The organism is Niallia sp. FSL W8-0635 (assembly GCF_038007965.1).
Classification (GTDB): Bacteria; Bacillota; Bacilli; order Bacillales; family Cytobacillaceae; genus Niallia.
This window is the reverse complement of record NZ_JBBOYD010000001.1, coordinates 1,024,708-1,043,674: the sequence shown is the minus strand read 5'-3', so window position 1 is coordinate 1,043,674 and position 18,967 is coordinate 1,024,708. Positions and strand designations below refer to the sequence as shown.

The following is an 18,967-nucleotide window of genomic DNA, read 5'->3' as shown; positions in this document are numbered from 1 at the left end:
TTCTTACTGAAAAACTGCTAGAATACGATAAATCTGAATTTTTTCTTCGACTGTACATTTCCTATATTGTAAATGGTTAATCACATTCCGCTCCATTTCTCGCATATGAAAAGCCTCAATCTTATAAAGGACATTCATCCGTTTACTCCAATTTCTCGCCTTCATTTCTTTAACATAGTTAGCTTTCAAATAGAAAACAGCAAGTTCGTGAAGTCGCTCTTCCTCCTGTTCTCCTTCTATTCTTTCAGCGAAATCAGTGAGGACTTGTTCTATCGCCTGTTTTTCTATTCTCGATTGATTAACCGTTTCCGATATTTCCTTCCCATCCCTTAGATACTCAAAAACCGGCAATACAAGCTGTTTTTTTCTTCCTTTCACTCTTTCCAATTGCCTATTTTCAACAGCCTTCCTAATAATTAAATAGATTAATAAACATATTAATAGGACAACTAAGGTGGTACTAACGATTTGTAAAAGCTTTATCTCTTGCTCCAAATTAAATCATCCTCGTAATTAACCTTACTATTCTTGCATGTAGTTCTTTAATGCTGAATGGTTTTGTTACATAATCATCTGCCCCTAGCCTTAATGCTTCCGCAATATCATGTTCACTCTTTCTACCAGTCAACATGAGGATATGGGCATTATGCTTATAAGCAGTCTTTTTAACAATTTGCAGTAGCTCCAGCCCATCCATGACTGGCATAATTCCATCTAAAATGAGAAAATGCATGCCATTCTCTTGCAGGCGATTCGACTCAAGAAATTGAATTCCATCTTCGTATTCTTTGACATCGATTGTAAGATTATTTATTTCGATGGAATCCAATATATTTTTTAAAATAGATCGAATAAGGGAATCATCATCTACAATTGAAATATTTAATAGCTTTTTAGTTGATTTTCCCTTCATCTTATTAGCACTTTTGATGCACGCACGACCATTTTCCTTCGCTAAATATAAGGCCTCATCTGCTACCTCTAGTGCTTTATTTAGAGGGACATCACCTGTTTCAATTTCAAATATTCCCGCAGAAAAAGCAAGCGAAAAACGCTCTCCATCCGCTTCAAAAATCATTTTCGAGAAGCGTTTCAGCATTCTATTTAAAACATCTGCTACATCAGATTCTATTGCACGTTGAAAAAAGATAACAAATTCTTCTCCACCGTAACGAAAAAGAGTATCTGTACTTCTAATATTATTTTTTAAAAAACGTGCAAACTCCTTTAATACCTTGTCACCTATAACATGTCCATACGTATCATTCACTTTTTTAAAATGATCAATATCGATAATCGCTATAGTTCCTGACGTTTTCGTCCGAACTACATCACTAATAAATCGGTTATATGAATCCTTTAGGAATTTACGATTATATACCTCTGTTAATTCATCAATCAGCACGGATTGGTCAAATATCCTTTTTCTTTCAAGATGTCGCTCAATTCGAATCAAAAATTCTTCTATATCGAGTGGCTTTTCAATATAATCATCTGCCCCCTTTTTATATGCCGCTATTCTTTTTTCTCTTGAGTTATCAATACTACATATAATTTTGGGAACAAAGGAGTGCTTTGTATGCTTTTGAATATCATCAAGAACATCTAATCCAGTTTTAATAGGAAGATTAATATCGATAATGATACAATCTGGCTGCATGCTATAAAATTGTTCAATTGCGTGTTCCGCATTGGAATTAGCTATTACCATCCAACCTTTCCGTTCCATCATTTCCTTTAAAAAAATTAATAAAGAAATATCATCATCAATTAACTGGATAAGTGGCACTTCTGTATCTCTAAAATCTGGGATACGATTTATTTCCTCATGAAAATGCTCATATTCTTCACATATATCTAGTAATTCACGTAAAAAGTACTTTAGTTCAGAATGTGTCCAATCTACCTTTCTTTCTTCTACTTTTGTCATTAAACCTGAAACCAATTGAAACAATAAGTCCAAATCCAAAGTACCTGAAGTACCTTTAATTGTATGCAACAAGCCATACACATCTTCATTTTTTATCATCTCTGTATCATGTTTGTTTAATAAATTTTTTAATTGCTGTGTCATTCTTGTAATAAATATCGCTTTATATTTATCCAATACCTCTTCCCCTACCTTTTCACTAGAAGCGCATCTATGGTAAACCTATTTTGTTATTTTCTCATTCTATATAAAATAATTAATCTTGCTTTCATTCTTCCTTTATTAAAAATAGTGAAACTTCCATAAGTGGCATTTTTTCTTCCTATCTCCTTTATCTGTCTCGAATTCTCCTATGCTTATGGCGAAATTCTTACCGAAGTTCAAGAGTGGAAAAACAAAAAGATTGTGCACAAAAAAACAGACCAAGAAACTGGCCTGATTCATAAACAATGTTTTTTAATTATTATTTATACCTAGATTAACTAGTACATTTTACTTATTAGAGAAGCTACTTTCATTATATAAAAAGAACACTGAATTGGATAGAGAAACTTTATATCTAATTTAGGGAATATAAGCCTTTTAATCTTGCTTTTGCATTTTACGATTTTTACGGTCACAGCTTTCCATCGCTGCTAAAATCGTCCCTCTAAATTGGTGTTGTTCCAACGTAGTTATTGCTTCAATCGTTGCTCCACCAGGTGTGCATACTTCATCTTTTAATATACCTGGATGCTTACCTGTTTCTAAAACCATTTTTGCTGCCCCTAAAACAGATTGTGCAGCTAATTTATATGCTTTATCTCTTGGAATCCCACTTCGAACACCGCCATCCGCCAATGCTTCAATAAACATATAGACATATGCTGGGGAAGAACCGCTAATAGCCGGAATATAATCCATTAAATTTTCTTCTACCACTTCTACTTTCCCAAATGAGGCAAACATTTCTTTTATAAAAGCAATTTCTTGCTCGTTAATTCGATCATTTGCACAAAATACAGTCATCCCTTCTCCAACAAGAGAAGGAGTATTTGGCATGGAACGAATAACCTTTGTTTTTATGGACATTTGAGATTCTATGTATCCTATATCAATTCCAGCAGCAACTGTAACAATGATTGTTTCTTCCTTCACATAAGAACGGATTTCTTGCAAAACCTCTCCATATAGATGTGGTTTCACTGCGATAATTAGAACATCCGCAAAACTTGCTACCTGTTTATTATCTAATGTAGTTTCAATATGAAAAGCTTCCTTCACAATTTGGGCACTTTTGATAGACCTTGTACTTGCTATCATATTTTCTTTTTGTATAAAAGCAGACTGAAGCATTCCGTTTACCATCGCTTGAGCCATTTTTCCACAACCAATAAATCCTACTTTTCTTTTTTCCACTCTGATCTTCCTCTCGCGTTAGTCTCTTTACTCTTACATAGTACGAGAAGAAAATCAAACATTCCATCTAAGCTATTAGGTAAAAAGAATAGTTAACACATTATTTTCGGACCATTTTTCCTTTGATAATATTGCTTGATCTCATCCATTCTGATTGCTTCCTTCAAACATAAATTTCCTTTAGCCGAATGGAATGATAGCAAAAAAATCCCATATTCAATTAGTGAAACAAGAATGATTTCCATTTCCATGCCATCCAGTTTCAACATACTATTATTACTATTCGTTACTTTCTCCTTTACCATTTCTAAAATGAATAGAACTCCTTTGGACGCATTTCTTATACTTAAATCCAACGCTTCTTTTATTAATAAAAGATTTTCTTCGGTTACGTATATTTGCTCCTTCACTTTTTAGCCTCCCTCATTCATTGGAAATTCTATTCTTATAACGAAATAATCATTTTACTTTATATAATCTGGAAGAAAAATCTCATCTGGTGTTTTTGAAAAAATACTAGATATCTGTACTGCTTGATCATAAGATAAACCTCGTTTGCCATTTTCGATTTGCCAATAATACGACTTTGTTATCCCTAACTTATCAGCCATCATTTGATAGGTATAGCCATATTGCTTTCTTATGATGCGCAGTTTATTCCGATGCATTTTTTACACCTCATCTTCTCCATTATCATTTTTTTCCTTATTAAAATTATACGTAAACAAGTGGTTTACATCAATATAAAATTCCGAATTTGTTAACAAAAATTCATTATTTACTGTTAGCTATTTGTTAACTTATAATAGAAGTATCGAAATGAGGAGCTGGTTCAGATGAATTTTCCAGAAAGATTGAGATATTTACGAAAGTCTGCTAACATTTCTCAACAAACGCTTGGGGATGCAATGAATGTAACAAAAGTATCTATCTCAGGATATGAAACGGGTAATCGAAAACCTGATACAGACACATTACAAAAACTTGCGGATTATTTTGATGTAAGCACTGATTATCTCCTTGGCCGTTCAGAGACAAAAGAAACAAGAGCTACGTATCATACAACAGAAAAAGAGATTACAATAGAAGAAGCTGTACTCCTTTCTCAATTACAGAAATATCCAACTATGTATGACCATTTAATAAACGACCCGGAAAAAACAGTTCTTCAACTGTATAGACTATGGAGTTTTTTAGAAGAAGAGAAACAGCATAAAAACTTGTAAGAATGCTTATCCTTACAAGTTTTTCATTGTTCTTAACAAATTACTTATAAGAGCGTATAATATACATAATCCTTATAAGAAAGGTTGGTTTTTTATGACTAATCTAGCGAAAACAATTCCACTACCATTAGTGCGTACGAATCAATGGGTCATTTTTCTTTCCGTTTTACTTAGCTTATTCTTGCAGCAATACTGGATTATGCTTATTCCCCTTTTAGCAGGATTATGCGGATTATTGTTTCAATGGAATCCTATTATGAAACTAGCAAGTTTGTTTCTTAAAAAGCCTAAGAAGGAATACCATCAAGAAGACTGGGATCAACAGCAGTTTAACCAAATAATTGCTGTAGTTTGTTTAGCAGTAAGCTCTATTTCCTTTTTCCTAAACTGGACTATTGTTGGCTATATCTTTGCGGTTATGGTTGGGCTTGCTTCTATAATTGCAATCCTCGGATTTTGTATCGGTTGTTTTATCCGATTTCAATGGAAGAAGTATCAATATAATCGCAGCCTGTAAATAGAAAATGTATAGGGATTCCATATAACTTTATATAGAATCCCTTCCTATTTACAAACTTCTCTCTTTTATTTGCTTCTCTATTATATGTTTGAATGCTTCTAGAGATAGTCCCTCAGAAACTGCTTCTCCATACTTTCTTACATTTACTTCCTTTTGCTCCTTTTCTTTATCGCCGAGAACTAATATATATGGGATCTTTTGCATTTGCGCTGCTCGAATTTTATAGCCTAATTTCTCATTGCTGTCATCAATTTTCACTCTAATACCTGCTTTTTTGAGAGCAGATTGAACTTCTAAGCAATATTCTAGATGAACATTGGATACAGGAATAATTTCAACCTGCGTTGGGGCAAGCCAAACAGGAAAGGCACCTGCAAAATGTTCGATTAGTATTCCAAAGAACCGATCAATCGACCCATATATAGCACGGTGAATAACGACTGGACAGACCTTTTCATTATTCTCATTTATATAAGCTAAGTTAAAGAGCTTTGGCATTTGAAAATCAAGCTGAATTGTTGCACATTGATGACTTCTTTTTAACGCATCCTTTATATGAAAATCAATTTTCGGACCGTAGAATGCTCCATCTCCTTCATTAAGAATATAATCAATTTCTAGGTCCTCTAGAACATTTCTTAATGCACCTTCTGCCAATTCCCACATATCATCGCCTTCCAAAGAATCCTCTGGTCTAGTAGAAAGTTCGACAGTGTATTCAAATCCGAAAGTACGATAGACTTTATCAATTAATTGAAAGATGCTTTTTATTTCCCCTTCTATTTGGTCTTCTCTTACAAACAGATGGGCATCATCCTGGCAAAATGTACGAACACGAAGCATTCCGTTCAATGCACCACTATATTCATGACGATGGACCTGACCAAACTCAGATAATCGAATGGGCAAATCACGATAAGAGTAAAGACTATTTTTGAAAATAAGCATATGTCCCGGGCAATTCATCGGCTTCAATGCAAATTTTTGATCATCTACTTCAGAAAAATACATATTTTCATGATAATGATCCCAATGCCCTGATTGCTTCCACATTCGTTCATTCATCATCAGTGGAGTCCTTACTTCTTCATAATCAGCCTCTCCCTGAAGCTCTCTTGAAAATTGCTCTAATTCATTACGAATGATTTGTCCTTTCGGTAAATAAAACGGCATGCCAGGCGCTTCTTCTGAAAACATAAACAGCTCCAATTGCTTTCCTAGCTTTCGATGATCCCTTTTAGCAGCTTCTTCTATCATCTCCAAGTATTCCGCTAATTCTTGCTGACTCGAAAAAGCAACGCCATATACTCGCTGCAATACCTCGTTCTTACTATCCCCTCTCCAATAAGCACCAGATACACGCATTAGTTTAAATGCTTTGATAAATCCTGTAGAAGGAAGATGCGTTCCACGACATAAATCAATAAACTCTCCTTGTTGATAGAGGGAAATCGGTTCATTGTTTGGTATTGCTTCTAAGAGCTCCACCTTAAATTTCTCCTCCTTCGCTTGAAAAAGCGCGTTTGCTTCCTCATACGAAACCTCTTTGCGAATAAAAGGAAGATTTTCCTTGATGATTTTTTTCATCTCTTTTTCAATAGCTTCTAAATCATTTGAAGTTAAGCTATGGTCGAGCTTCATATCATAATAAAAGCCGTCTTCCACAACGGGGCCGATCGCAAACTGAACATTGGGATACAATCTTTTCACTGCTTGTGCCATTACATGGGCGCTGGAATGACGCATAATGGATACACCATCTTCGGAATCTATTGTTATGATAGACAAATGTACATCTTCCTCTATTGAATAGCTCATATCTACAAACCATTCGTCATTGAGTTTTCCGCCAACTGCCTTTTTCTTTAAGCTAACACTAATAGACTCCGCAATTTCTGCAATTGTGCTACCTTTTGGATATTCCTTTTTACTTCCATCTGCTAATACTACCTGAATCATTTCTTTCACTCCTTTTTTATTTTTGGGTATAAAAAAACACCCGTCCCTAAAGAAGGGACGAGTGTTTTTACCCGTGGTTCCACCCAAATTCCCATAAAAAAACGAAATCGTTTTCTTATGGCTTGGTGCAGTAACGTTGCATAAACGATATTGACTACTTCTAGTTCATCAATATAGCTCAAAGGTGGTAAATTATTTTCCTTTGCTAGGAAGCTCGCACCTGTTCTTCCCTCTCTGATAACAGTAAAAATAATTCATGTCCTTTTCATCGCTTAATTATGAAATTGCAAACAAAAAACGCACTCATCCCTAAAGAAAGGGACGAGTGCGTTTACCCGTGGTTCCACCCAAATTCCCATGAAAACACGTAATGGTTTTATCATGGCTTGGTGCAGTAACGTTGCGTCTACGGTATTGGATACTATTAATTTTCCCCAATACAGCTTAAAGGTGGTAAGCTACTCATTCTGCGTTAGGAAGCTCTCAGCAATTCTTCCCTCTCTGGAAACCGAAGTAGTAACTCATGTCCTTGTCTTTGCTTTTTAAATGGTCGATTTTTTTATATTCTATTACAGAGTGGAAAAAGTTGCAACCTTAATTTTCATTATTTTGCAAACAGGTTTTTCATATTACTCAGAATACAATTCATTTCCCTCGTATTCTTAATAAACGGATTATATAATAAAACCAAAAGGAGGAGTAGCAAATGGATTATATTAAATTAGGTTCTACTGGTTTAGAAGTCTCTCGTCTTTGTCTTGGTTGTATGAGTTATGGGGAACCCGATCGTGGTGGGCATGCATGGACATTAACAGAAAGCGAAAGTCGTCCATTTATCAAAAAAGCTTTGGAGCTTGGCATTAACTTTTTTGATACGGCAAATGTCTACTCTGATGGGTCAAGCGAAGAAATAGTAGGACGTGCATTGCATGATTTTACGAATCGTGATGATGTCGTTCTTGCAACAAAGGTTCATGGCAGAATGCGACAAGGTGCAAATGGTGCTGGTCTTTCCCGAAAAGCAATTATGAGTGAAATTGACAATAGTTTAAAAAGGCTTGGTACCGATTATGTCGATCTCTATCAAATACATAGATGGGATTATGAAACTCCGATTGAAGAAACAATGGAAGCTTTACATGATGTAGTTAAAGCTGGAAAAGCCCGCTACATTGGTGCATCCTCCATGTATGCATGGCAATTTTTGAAAGCAAATCATGTAGCCGAGAAAAATGGCTGGACACGTTTCGTATCTATGCAAAATTACTTAAACCTTCTCTATCGCGAAGAAGAACGTGAAATGCTGCCGCTTTGTAAAGAAGAAGGAATTGGGGTTATTCCATGGAGTCCAATGGCACGTGGCCGTTTAACTAGAGATTGGGAAGAAACAAGTACTCGCAAAGAGTCCGATGAATTCGGAAAAACATTATATTCCCACACAGAAGAAGCGGACCGCCAAGTAGTAGAACGTGTGAAAGCAATAGCGGAAAAACGCGGTGTGCCTCGTGCACAGGTTGCACTTGCTTGGGTATTACAAAAAGAACCTGTTACTGCACCTATTATTGGCGCGACGAAGCTCCATCATCTTGAAGATGCAGTCGCTGCTCTTTCATTAGGATTGACACAAGAGGAAATTGCCAGCTTAGAAGAGCCATATATTCCTCATCCAGTACTCGGATTCAAGTAATCTTTTGTACTACTAAAACGATATCACTTTAACTAGCAAATATGTACTTAAATAAAGCCAGTCAAGGAATAAGAATCTATTCTTTGACTGGCTTCTTCATAGAAGGATTTTGGGGACTATAATGGTCTGCGACCGCCATTGCAATAATTGGTCAAGGGTAACGGGTAATCGAGTAATGGGTTAGTGGTCATTGGTTTAGCCAGTACCATTTATACGTACCTTTGTACACAAGTTGACGGATCCTTCTATCCTTGAATAGGAGTCTCACCTATTCAAGGCATGATAATTAAAAATATTTTTCCCCATCAAATTCTAGCTCGATTTGATAGTTTTTGCCGTTAATCAAGTTCGATAAACGGTTAGCTTTTCTTTCAGATTCAAGGCTTTTTAAACGATAATCCTCTGGTTCAAAGGTCGCTACCTTCATTAGCTGGACTGTTTCCCCATAGGAATAAACGTATTCTTCCTTTTCTGCTGCAGCAAACTCTTTATATTTTCTCGCTTTAGCCCGAAGCTGTGTTGCTAGTTCAATCGCTTCTACAATAGTTATATTTGTATTTTCAAAACTTATTTCATTTTCAATATTAGCATGATACATTAGCTTATCAAGCAATCGATAGTCTGCACGCACCTCTTCTATTTCCTGCTCCACATCAACAATCGTTCGCTTTTGCTTCGGAATTGATTTTCCGGCTTCTATTTGTACAAAAGCAACTCTTTCCATTTCTTCTTCTAGTTCATGAATTCTTTTGGACAGGATACTCTTTAATTTAACGGCTTCTGCTTGTGAAATTTTATTCATCTTTACCTCCAACAGGAAATGTAGTATTATCGGGGAATATCATGAGGCTTTTCTAGGAAACTATTAGATTTCTAGTTTACTACTAAACAGGAAGTTTTTTCAACTAATAACATATAAAGGGAAGTGATTTATTTTATCTTTTACCTTTCACCTTTAAAAGCATAAAAAAGGATCTACCTAAAAAGGTCTATCCACTGGGTTACGCTTATTTTTTTATGATTATTTCCGGGCTTTCTTTTTTAGTCTTTATGATAAACATCGATATCGCTTGAGCAATCGCAATACAGCCCAAGATAATTCTAGTAAAAGGATGATCAACAAGGATAGCACTAATGGCTAAGCAAATATAGCAGGTGATAATTATTTTTATCTTTTGCTTTTTCGTTAGCTCGCCTTTGCGAAATCCTTTGACATACTCCTGATAGAAAGTTGTCGAACGAAACCATTTATTAATACGATCAGAACCTCTTGTATAAAAAAAGGAAGTTAATAATAAAAAAGGTGTAGTTGGCAACAAAGGTAAAAACACGCCAATAATCCCCAATACTAAAAAGACTGTCCCTAAAAAAATATAAATCCATCGATATATAGGCTTCATCTTTTGCTCCCTTCCTACCCTTTTTAAGAAGAGTCCATTTCCTCTATCGTCTTTTTCTTTTCGTACCTCTAACAACATCTCTTAAACCAAACAGAAGCATAATAACACCAGAGGATAAAAATTCCATTCTAAAAATATCCGTATTAAGGATTCCTGCTGCATATAGAACTATTCCAATAACATTAAGTAAAAGAATGATATTTACGATTTTCGTCATTTGCTTTCCTTTCTTAGGATAATAAAATACATCCTAACCACGCACATTATGTATGAACACTCACTAATTAAATCAATACGTTAATTCTCTATTCTACTTCGCTATTTTACAATAAAAAGAATGAAATAACTATGTATTCTTTTAAATTAGGGTAGAAAGATTTAGTATGTATCAACTATTTTCCCCTTGTTAGTGGGTTCATAAACTATCTAGGGAGCACACATGTCATTTTGTTAAAAAATTCATTTTCCTTAGTACTTCGATAACTAATCTTGTTATAAGCGATTTAAAAATAATGCTTAAAAAAGAATAGTACCATTTCCAACCTTTTTTCCATTCAATTAGTTTTGTTTTTCTTTCTGCCCATAATTCAATAAAATAAAATGGAATCGTAAATAAAATCAATTTATATAAAACAGCAAAAGGTTTATCTCTCTTCGTTAATTGGTTGTAGAAAACAGTAAATGTAGGATAAATTAAAAAATCAAATAATATATGTATTTTAAACTTCTTGGGTAGGAAACGAACTGGATATCTAATTACTTTATGTGATGTTAAAATCATATCAACCAAACCATTTGTAATAGCATTATACACAAAAACAATAATCCAATCTCTAATTGGGGGTTTTCTATATAAAATCGGTAGCAGAATTAATAAATTCACAATAAGTAATCCTTTTAAAAATCGCTTTTCCATTTTATTTTTCTCCATGAATGGACCACCTCTGCATTAATATGCACATCATAAAGCGGTTTATTCCATCCTGAGACACTTTCCAAATTCAAATTCCCGACTTTGTATTAGTAATTAATGAGTATGAATCAATAGTAAATACAAATTATGTTGTTTATTAATATTATTATAGTAATTCATTCTTACGTACAAAAAAACACAACCCACATGATGAGTTGTGCATTCACCCTTTATGCATACATCTGTCCTTCTTCCTCTTTCCGGAAGAAACTAGTCATCGCATTAAATACATCTGCTTTTTGTCTCAGTAAGTAGTAGCGGAATTTCTCATCTTGAATATTTTTGTAGGCGGACATTAGCGTACTGTGTCGGTTATATTGGTTAACTTCCCCATAGCCAAACATATTGGATACTTTCATCAGCTCTTCTACTAATTTTACACATCTAGCATTATCTGACGTTAAATTGTCTCCATCTGAGAAATGGAATGGGTATATGTTGAATCGGCCAGGATCGTATTTATCGTCAATCAGTTCCAATGCTTTTCTATATACGGAGGAACAAATTGTGCCTCCACTTTCTCCTTTAGAAAAGAAATCTTCTTCCGAAACGACCTTTGCTTCTGTATGATGGGCAATAAATTCAATTTCTACCGTTTCATATTTCGTACGCAGAAATCTTGTCATCCAGAAGAAAAAGCTTCTTGCCATATACTTTTCCCATAAACCCATCGAACCGCTCGTATCCATCATCGCAAGTACAACTGCTTTTGATTCCGGCTTCTGCACTTCATTCCAGGTTTTAAACTTTAAATCCTCTGGATAGATGGGGTGAAAGCCTGGTACTCCTGTCATTGCATTGCGCTTAAATGCAGATATCATTGTTTTTTTCTTATCGATATTACCCATTAACCCAACTTTTCTAATATCATTAAATTCAATATTCTCAACGACGATTTGATCCTGCTCTTTTCGTTTTAAATTCGGCAATTCTAATTGCTTGAATAATGCCTCTTCTAATTCCATTAACGATACTTCTGCCTCAAAGTAATCTTCTCCTGCCTGATCTCCTGCTCCTTGCCCTTTTCCTGGGCCCTTTTGATTTCCAGAACCATCGCGTGCGACCACATCGCCAACCTGACTGTCTCCAGTTCCTTGCCCTACATGTTTGTTTTTATCATAATTATATCGAATTTTGTATTCGTCTAAGGAACGAATGGGAATTTTCACAACTTCTCTACCATTTGACATGACGATGTTTTCTTCTGTAATTAAATCAGGTAGGTTATTTTTAATGGCCTCCTGCACTTTTTCTTGATGACGTTGCTGATCATCATGGCCTTTGCGATGGAGGGACCAATTTTCTTGGGATATTACAAACTGATGTTTATTCGGTTTTTCGGTCATCTTACCCCTCCTAAAAATTTTTTATCCTTTTTTTGCACGTATAAAGTGATTTTCGCATACACTAATTTGGGTATCACTATATCTAAATAAAGTGATTACTCTATCATATGCAAATGGACGAAATAATTTACTAATAATTTCGATAATTTTACTTTTTTTAGAAAAAGGGTCGTTTCATGTGTTCCTATTCATGGCACATTATTCTCCCCAAACTTTCCTATTAGGCAAAAGAGGAACAGACGCCATTTAGCCTGTTCCTCCTTCGACCGATTTATTTAACGATTCAATAAGCTGCCTACATAACGTAATAACTCGTTGGCAGAAGTGGAATTATAGCCATGTTCATCAATTAAACGTGCAACCACTTCATTGACTTTCTTCAATTGCTGCTCATCTGGAGTTTTCGTTGAAGTTGTGATTTTTACGACATCTTTCAGATCGGCAAATAATTTCTTCTGGATAGCTTCACGCAAACGATCATGAGAGTTATAATCAAATCTTTTTCCTTTTCTTGCATAAGCGGAAATACGAATTAGAATTTCTTCACGGAATGATTTCTTCGCATTTTCAGAAATGCCAATTTGCTCTTCAATGGAACGCATTAATTTTTCGTCTGGATTAATCGCATCACCAGTTAATGGGTCACGCAGCTTGTTTTTATTGCAGTACGCTTCTACGTTATCTAAGTAATTATCCATTAACGTTTTAGCAGACTCTTCATACGAATAAACAAATGCCTTTTGTACTTCTTTCTTAGCAATTTCATCGTATTCTTTACGCGCTAAGGAAATGCAGTTTAAGTACTTTTCTTTCAACTCATTGGTAATAGAAGAATGCTGATCCAATCCTTCTTTTATAGATAAAAGCACATCAAGCGCGTTAATGCTTGTTACATCCTTGCGAATAATCGTAGAAGAAATGCGGTTAATGACATAACGTGGATCGATTCCACTCATTCCTTCATCACCATATTCGTTTTGCAGTTCCTTTAAATCAGCAGAACTGAAGCCTTCCACACTTTCCCCATCATACAAGCGCATTTTCTTCACTAAATCAATGTCACCTTTTTTCGGCTCTTTCAATCTAGTTAAAATTGTAAAAATAGCGGCAATTTTCAACGTGTGTGGAGCAATATGCACGTTTGAAACATCACTTTCTCGAATCATTTTTTCATAGATTCTTTCCTCTTCAGACGCTTTTAAGTTATAAGGAACTGGCATTACAATGATACGAGAATGCAATGCTTCATTCTTTTTATTAGATATAAAGGAGCGATACTCCGTTTCATTCGTATGAGCGACAATTAACTCATCTGCAGAAATAAGGGCAAATCTTCCTGCCTTGAAGTTTCCTTCTTGTGTTAATGATAATAAATGCCATAAGAATTTCTCATCACATTTTAACATCTCTTGGAACTCCATCATGCCTCGGTTCGCTTTATTTAACTCTCCATCAAAACGATAGGCCCGTGGATCAGATTCGGATCCATATTCAGCAATCGTAGAGAAATCAATGCTTCCTGTTAAATCTGCAATATCCTGTGACTTTGGATCAGATGGACTAAAGGTTCCAATTCCAGTTCGTTTATCTTCTGAGAAAAATACCCTTTCTACTATCACATCTTCAATTCTTCCATTATATTCTTCTTGCAGTCTCATCATATTAAGTGGCGATAAGTTGCCTTCGATGCGAATTCCATATTCATCAAAGAAATCTTTTCTTAGACTATGTGGAACCATATGAAGCGGATCCTCATGCATTGGGCAACCTTTGATTGCATATACAGCTCCACGATCTGTGTAGGTATATGCTTCTAATCCTCTTTTCAGCATGGTAACTAAAGTTGATTTACCACCACTGACTGGACCCATAAGTAATAAAATACGCTTTCTTACATCTAGACGTTTGGCAGCTGGATGGAAATATTCTTCTACTAGCTTTTCTAATGGCTCTTCTAAACCGAAGAGCTGATCCGAGAAAAATTTGTATTGCTTTTTCCCATTTACTTCATCAATGCCAGCATCTTTAATCATGTTATATACCCTAGAATGCGCGGATTGACCTACCCATGGCTTTTCCTTCAGAATTTCTAAGTACTCTCCAAAAGTTCCTTCCCACTTCAACAACTCTTCTTCTTGTCTATACATCTCGATTTTCTTTAATATATTCATATGGACCTCCCCTGTCACATTATCAGAGACGATTAATATAATCTATGCACCAGGCTATACGAACATGCTTAAAAGAAAGAATAGTTTTTTAGAGAAGCTAAACAATTAGGGAGGAAATCTCCATCTTTAGCACGGAGAACCGCTATAGAATAACAATTATTATTAAATAGGAAATATTTTCTTTTTTCTAAGTTCGTTTTATTTATTTGCATAAAAAAACAGTATCTAGTTGAATTAGATACTGTTTTTTAGTGGGAATTCCCTTATTTCAAATCAAATTTCTTTTCGTGAACAAATTCTTTCATATACATACGAGATTTTTGCTCAAAATTAGCAGCCATTTGTGCTGTCCATGTATCTGTTCTATTCCCATTCGTTCTCTCCTGATAATAAGCAGAGATTTCGTTATTATATTCCTGAAGCTCTTGTTTATATTGTTCCACATCTTGCTCATATTCATCTTCGTGATAAATATGTTGAAAAGGAGCTCGTGGTTTTTTCTCTGTTTGTTGGTCTGGATACCCCACGACTAGAGCAAATACAGGTAAAACATGATCTGGTGTTTTTAATAATTGACTCACTTCAACTAAATTATTGCGGATCCCGCCTATGTAACAAATGCCTAGTCCTAATGATTCTGCAGCAATTGCCATATTTTGCGATGCTAATGCTACATCGATAAGGCTAACCATGAATTTTTCCGTACTTTCAATCGAATCCAGTGCTGCCTCTTTTTTCCCTTCCATGTCTGCAGCAACTGTATGGCGATATAAATCAGCACAGAAAATAAATAAATGACCATTGTTTTCCACATACTGCTGATTTCCCGCTAGTTCCGCTAATTTTTTCTTTTTCGTCTTATCTTTCACACCAATAATACTATAGGCTTGAACAAAGCTAGAAGTAGAAGCACTTTGAGCAGCCTCCACAAGGAGACGAATTTGTTCTTGTGTTAACTCCTTATCGGTAAATTTTCTAACAGAACGATGATTAAGTATTGTTTCGATTGTTTGATTCATGGATAATCTCTCCTTAAAAGTTATTCTTATTGTTCCATTCAACAGCTGAACTATTACTGATAATGACTATAGCCTAATAATATACCAATAACCGTCAGGACAAAAAGAATAAGCCCAGTTGCAAAGTAAATAATAAATTCTTTTGACTTCTTATTATATCTCCACTTCACAAAGGATTGAATAAAGCTGTGACAGATCAATATGCACATACTTACTATTGGTCCATCTAAAATAAACAATAAAACGATGGCACTAGGTACCACTAGTATATCCAGCCATTTTTGTAGTGGATGGACCTTTTTTCTTTTTTATTTGGAAGTCCTAGCTTTTTTCTTAAGTATCCTTCCGACCCAAAAAGAAGAAGTAAAAAGCTTAATAAAAATATAAAATCTTTTGATAGGATAAATACCATTTCTCATTCACTTCCCTTTAGTTTCTAAAAAAAGAGTATAAATCTATTACGATTTACACTCTGTTATTGTTTCAGTATTATTTTTTTAAATGCCCAAAATTTTGTTGCCTTAATGCCTCATAAATAAGGATGGCCGCTGTATTCGAAAGATTAAAAGCACGAATATTATCTGTCATTGGAATTCGTACTGTTCTATCAACATTATTCTCGATAATTTCTGGAGGTAGACCTGTTGTCTCACTTCCAAATACAAAGTAATGCTCCTTGCTCCTATCACTGTAATCGAAGGAGGCATAAGGTGTTTCTCCTGACTTCGTAATATAGTAAAATGCTCCACCTTCATTTTTTTCATAAAATTCATCTAAAGAGTCATAATAATGGATTTCTACAAATCCCCAGTAATCTAGACCTGCTCTTTTTAACGCTTTATCCTCTTGGGAGAATCCAAACGGACGGATTAAATGAAGAACGGTGTCTGTTCCTGCACATGTTCTTGCAATATTGCCTGTATTGGAAGGAATTTGTGGTTGGTATAGGACGATATGTATGGCCAAGTTTGTCACCTCTAACTAGTACTTTCCGTTCCATTATACACTTACTCTAAGGGAAATGCGAAAGGGATATTTCCTGCTTCTCAGCCATCAATAATCGTAAAAAATTTATATTTAATATTTGGCGTATACGCAGTTGAATCTTCATATTTCCAGTAACGCATTCGACTATTATACGTATGGGCATTTACTAACGGTTCTCCATTCGCATCCTTCCCTGTAACAATCGTAGTATGATTATATTTCCCATCACCTTCAAAATCATAGCAAATGACATCCCCAAGCTTTAGCTCCATTGCACTATTTACTTGTTTGGCACGTAAACCAGTTGTAGATGTTTCTAAATATCTTGGAAAGGCATTTGCCACGGACCAACTATAGCTCCAATTATTACTTTGCATCCACCAGCCCTTATTACGATTAGGATAACCTCGCATCGGCGCTCCGCCTTCATGGACACATTGGGAAATATAGTTGGTGCAATCTACTTCGAATTGATGGTATTTTGGATTATAGCTATTCCACCATTTTTCCGCATATTGAACAGCTTTAAGACGATCATACGTATAGCGACTCCATCCTTCTGCCGTTTTCCCAAATTCTTCAGACAAAGGATTTTCTCGGTATTCTGGATAAATAGGAACCATTTCTTCATCCTCAATTAAGACCCCTTTATAGAATATACTCTTTCTATTTTCCACTTCTTCTTCTACAAAAAATAATTCTCCTTGCTTAATGAAATATTGAAGATGAACCGTATAAACCAATTCCTCCGTCTCATCCGCCTTCTTCTGAATATCTTCAACCTTTCCTTTTGCCTTCACATGAACTATTTCCGCATTTCTTCTATGGAAACAACTTCTTTTTCGCGCAAACTTGTCATCTTCAGTCGTTGTTCTTTCTTTTGCAACACATTGCTGAATCCTTTTTTCAATAAGCTCCTTTAATTGTTGTTTCATGCCATCTACTCCCTTCTTTAATAACTATGTTTAAAGGGAGCAGAACTGTACAAAAAAAAGAAGGCGATCGATATCCTTCTTTTGGGCTGGTATTACATATATGTTTAATTAGAGAGTATATTGTTTTTTTTTATTGGATGGAAAACATTTTTCCTCTTACTCCATGAAATTTTGGCGTTCATCCACCACAATCATATAATTAATGAGCTAATCGCTGTAAAGCATCTTCCATTTCTTGTAAAACCTCTTCGTCGCCTTCTTGTTGTATTGCTGTTTGGAGGGCTGTCTTTGACTCATCGCCACCAATTTTCCCTAATGCCCAAGCTGCTGTTCCTCTTATAACTGGTCTTGGGTCTTTCTTCATCACAGTAATTAAATCACCGACTGCTCCTTCTTCTTTAAAATGAGCAAGGGCAATGATTGCATTCCGCTGAATTGGTTTTTTTCCACGCCAAGAACCAGAAATATGACCATACTTTTCTTTAAATTCCTTATTGCTGATAAAAAGTAGGGGCTGAAGCAATGGTTTTGCAATTTCTGGATCTGGCTCCATTTCTGGATGATTGTGAAAATCAATTCCTTTATTTTTCGGACAGACGGTTTGGCATGTATCACAGCCATAAATTCGGTTACCGAGCTTTTCTCTAAATTCTTCTGCCAGAAATCCCTTAGTCTGTGTTTGAAAAGCGATACATCTTTGGGCATTTAACTGTCCACCTTGAATAAGGGCACCTGTTGGGCACACATCAATACATTTATTACATGAGCCACATTGATCTTCCATTGGCTTATCCGGTTCTAATGGTAGATTGGTAATCATCTCACCTAAATAAACATAGGAACCAAATTCTGGCGTAATGATCGCACAATTTTTCCCTGACCAGCCTATTCCAGCTCGCTGTGCAACTGCTCGGTCCACCAATTCACCGGTATCTACCATTGATTTGCATAATGCATCTGGCATTCTTTCCTTAATATATTCCTCTAGCTTCTGCAAACGATCTTTTAAAACTATATGATAGTCCGTTCCCCAAGAAGCACGACAAAAAATACCTCTACGCTCTCCCTTTTTGCTGACTACCCTTTCTTTCATTTTAGAAGGATAAGCAAGGGCAATAGAAATAATGGACTTTGGTTGATGTAATAGAAGGGAGGGGTCTACCCGCTTCTCTATATCCTTTTCTTCAAAACCAGATTGATAGTTTAATTCCTGCTGTCTTATTAAACGCACTTTCATTTCTTCAAAGGTACTTGCACTTGTAAAACCTATTTTATCGATCCCGATTGTTTTACTATATTCGATGATATCTTTCTTTAGTTCACGGTAATCCAAGAGGGCTCCCTCCTTCCTTTTCATTGGTTTTTCATATAGATTACGCTAAAATATAGAATAACATAGACAACAACTATAGTGGA

Annotated in this window: 19 protein-coding genes and 2 other annotated features; of the genes, 3 read left to right on the top strand and 16 right to left on the bottom strand. The window is 35.4% G+C overall.

Annotated features, from left to right (window positions below; genetic code table 11):
• Nucleotides 1-3: 3 nt before the first annotated feature.
• The 5 genes from NYE52_RS05005 to NYE52_RS04985 form a co-directional block, all read right to left on the bottom strand.
• Nucleotides 4-495 carry a hypothetical protein gene (locus tag NYE52_RS05005; RefSeq protein ID WP_341192050.1) on the bottom strand — a complete coding sequence of 164 codons (492 nt, stop codon included), beginning with the start codon at nt 493-495 and terminating at the stop codon, nt 4-6.
• 1 nt (nt 496) lies between these two features.
• A complete protein-coding gene (locus NYE52_RS05000) occupies nt 497-2,107 on the bottom strand; it encodes a response regulator (protein WP_341192049.1) in 1,611 nt (536 codons plus the stop codon).
• Nucleotides 2,108-2,512: 405 nt separating this feature from the next.
• Nucleotides 2,513-3,328 (bottom strand): pyrroline-5-carboxylate reductase, encoded by an 816-nt coding sequence (proC, locus tag NYE52_RS04995; protein ID WP_341192048.1) that lies wholly within the window; start codon nt 3,326-3,328, stop codon nt 2,513-2,515.
• A 92-nt stretch (nt 3,329-3,420) separates the two neighbouring features.
• On the bottom strand, nt 3,421-3,738 hold the full coding sequence (locus NYE52_RS04990; protein ID WP_341192047.1) for a hypothetical protein: 318 nt from the start codon (nt 3,736-3,738) through the stop codon (nt 3,421-3,423).
• A 54-nt stretch (nt 3,739-3,792) separates the two neighbouring features.
• Nucleotides 3,793-3,996 (bottom strand): helix-turn-helix transcriptional regulator, encoded by a 204-nt coding sequence (locus NYE52_RS04985; RefSeq protein ID WP_341192046.1) that lies wholly within the window; start codon nt 3,994-3,996, stop codon nt 3,793-3,795.
• A 168-nt stretch (nt 3,997-4,164) separates the two neighbouring features.
• Between NYE52_RS04985 and NYE52_RS04980 the strand changes: the two genes are divergently transcribed.
• On the top strand, nt 4,165-4,554 hold the full coding sequence (locus NYE52_RS04980; RefSeq protein WP_341192045.1) for a helix-turn-helix domain-containing protein: 390 nt from the start codon (nt 4,165-4,167) through the stop codon (nt 4,552-4,554).
• Nucleotides 4,555-4,648: 94 nt separating this feature from the next.
• Nucleotides 4,649-5,071, top strand: coding sequence for a DUF4395 domain-containing protein (locus NYE52_RS04975; RefSeq protein ID WP_341192044.1), 423 nt, complete (start codon nt 4,649-4,651; stop codon nt 5,069-5,071).
• Nucleotides 5,072-5,122: 51 nt separating this feature from the next.
• Here the strand turns inward: NYE52_RS04975 and thrS are convergent, their stop codons facing one another.
• Entirely contained in the window at nt 5,123-7,042 is a 1,920-nt protein-coding gene (thrS, locus tag NYE52_RS04970; RefSeq protein ID WP_341192043.1) for a threonine--tRNA ligase, read from the bottom strand.
• Between the two features lie 41 nt (nt 7,043-7,083).
• Nucleotides 7,084-7,311: a binding site (T-box leader), on the bottom strand.
• 36 nt (nt 7,312-7,347) lie between these two features.
• Nucleotides 7,348-7,578 (bottom strand) — a binding site (T-box leader).
• Nucleotides 7,579-7,739: 161 nt separating this feature from the next.
• Here thrS and NYE52_RS04965 point away from each other — a divergent pair.
• The gene (locus NYE52_RS04965) at nt 7,740-8,720 is read left to right on the top strand and encodes an aldo/keto reductase (RefSeq protein ID WP_341192042.1); all 981 of its coding nucleotides are present in this window, start codon (nt 7,740-7,742) and stop codon (nt 8,718-8,720) included.
• A gap of 286 nt (nt 8,721-9,006) precedes the next feature.
• Here the strand turns inward: NYE52_RS04965 and NYE52_RS04960 are convergent, their stop codons facing one another.
• The 10 genes from NYE52_RS04960 to queG form a co-directional block, all read right to left on the bottom strand.
• On the bottom strand, nt 9,007-9,522 hold the full coding sequence (locus NYE52_RS04960) for a hypothetical protein (protein ID WP_341192041.1): 516 nt from the start codon (nt 9,520-9,522) through the stop codon (nt 9,007-9,009).
• A 205-nt stretch (nt 9,523-9,727) separates the two neighbouring features.
• Nucleotides 9,728-10,120, bottom strand: coding sequence for a DUF454 family protein (locus tag NYE52_RS04955; RefSeq protein ID WP_341192040.1), 393 nt, complete (start codon nt 10,118-10,120; stop codon nt 9,728-9,730).
• A gap of 43 nt (nt 10,121-10,163) precedes the next feature.
• Nucleotides 10,164-10,337, bottom strand: a complete 174-nt coding sequence (locus NYE52_RS04950) for a hypothetical protein (RefSeq protein WP_341192039.1) — start codon at nt 10,335-10,337, stop codon at nt 10,164-10,166.
• A 225-nt stretch (nt 10,338-10,562) separates the two neighbouring features.
• Nucleotides 10,563-11,051: a CBO0543 family protein gene (locus tag NYE52_RS04945; RefSeq protein WP_341192038.1), complete on the bottom strand. Its 489-nt coding sequence runs from the start codon at nt 11,049-11,051 to the stop codon at nt 10,563-10,565.
• Nucleotides 11,052-11,263: 212 nt separating this feature from the next.
• Nucleotides 11,264-12,439 (bottom strand): sporulation protein YhbH, encoded by a 1,176-nt coding sequence (yhbH, locus tag NYE52_RS04940; protein ID WP_341192037.1) that lies wholly within the window; start codon nt 12,437-12,439, stop codon nt 11,264-11,266.
• Between the two features lie 275 nt (nt 12,440-12,714).
• Complete coding sequence (locus NYE52_RS04935; RefSeq protein WP_341192036.1) at nt 12,715-14,610, bottom strand: PrkA family serine protein kinase; 1,896 nt, start codon at nt 14,608-14,610, stop codon at nt 12,715-12,717.
• A 263-nt stretch (nt 14,611-14,873) separates the two neighbouring features.
• A complete protein-coding gene (gene nfsA / locus NYE52_RS04930) occupies nt 14,874-15,629 on the bottom strand; it encodes an oxygen-insensitive NADPH nitroreductase (protein WP_341192035.1) in 756 nt (251 codons plus the stop codon).
• 489 nt (nt 15,630-16,118) lie between these two features.
• Nucleotides 16,119-16,595, bottom strand: coding sequence for a tRNA (uridine(34)/cytosine(34)/5-carboxymethylaminomethyluridine(34)-2'-O)-methyltransferase TrmL (trmL, locus tag NYE52_RS04925; RefSeq protein WP_341192034.1), 477 nt, complete (start codon nt 16,593-16,595; stop codon nt 16,119-16,121).
• An 80-nt stretch (nt 16,596-16,675) separates the two neighbouring features.
• Nucleotides 16,676-17,551 (bottom strand): amidase domain-containing protein, encoded by an 876-nt coding sequence (locus NYE52_RS04920; protein WP_341192033.1) that lies wholly within the window; start codon nt 17,549-17,551, stop codon nt 16,676-16,678.
• A 199-nt stretch (nt 17,552-17,750) separates the two neighbouring features.
• Nucleotides 17,751-18,884, bottom strand: a complete 1,134-nt coding sequence (gene queG, locus NYE52_RS04915; protein WP_341192032.1) for a tRNA epoxyqueuosine(34) reductase QueG — start codon at nt 18,882-18,884, stop codon at nt 17,751-17,753.
• Nucleotides 18,885-18,967: the final 83 nt, after the last annotated feature.

What these genes read in the sequence shown, in the direction of transcription:
- NYE52_RS04985 (WP_341192046.1), bottom strand. Translation starts at nt 3,996, where the DNA reads ATGCATCGGAATAAACTGCGCATCATAAGAAAGCAATATGGCTATACC.
- NYE52_RS04980 (WP_341192045.1), top strand. Translation starts at nt 4,165, where the DNA reads ATGAATTTTCCAGAAAGATTGAGATATTTACGAAAGTCTGCTAACATT.
- NYE52_RS04975 (WP_341192044.1), top strand. Translation starts at nt 4,649, where the DNA reads ATGACTAATCTAGCGAAAACAATTCCACTACCATTAGTGCGTACGAAT.
- NYE52_RS04965 (WP_341192042.1), top strand. Translation starts at nt 7,740, where the DNA reads ATGGATTATATTAAATTAGGTTCTACTGGTTTAGAAGTCTCTCGTCTT.
- NYE52_RS04960 (WP_341192041.1), bottom strand. Translation starts at nt 9,522, where the DNA reads ATGAATAAAATTTCACAAGCAGAAGCCGTTAAATTAAAGAGTATCCTG.
- NYE52_RS04955 (WP_341192040.1), bottom strand. Translation starts at nt 10,120, where the DNA reads ATGAAGCCTATATATCGATGGATTTATATTTTTTTAGGGACAGTCTTT.
- NYE52_RS04950 (WP_341192039.1), bottom strand. Translation starts at nt 10,337, where the DNA reads ATGACGAAAATCGTAAATATCATTCTTTTACTTAATGTTATTGGAATA.
- NYE52_RS04945 (WP_341192038.1), bottom strand. Translation starts at nt 11,051, where the DNA reads ATGGAGAAAAATAAAATGGAAAAGCGATTTTTAAAAGGATTACTTATT.
- yhbH (WP_341192037.1), bottom strand. Translation starts at nt 12,439, where the DNA reads ATGACCGAAAAACCGAATAAACATCAGTTTGTAATATCCCAAGAAAAT.
- NYE52_RS04935 (WP_341192036.1), bottom strand. Translation starts at nt 14,610, where the DNA reads ATGAATATATTAAAGAAAATCGAGATGTATAGACAAGAAGAAGAGTTG.
- nfsA (WP_341192035.1), bottom strand. Translation starts at nt 15,629, where the DNA reads ATGAATCAAACAATCGAAACAATACTTAATCATCGTTCTGTTAGAAAA.
- NYE52_RS04920 (WP_341192033.1), bottom strand. Translation starts at nt 17,551, where the DNA reads ATGAAACAACAATTAAAGGAGCTTATTGAAAAAAGGATTCAGCAATGT.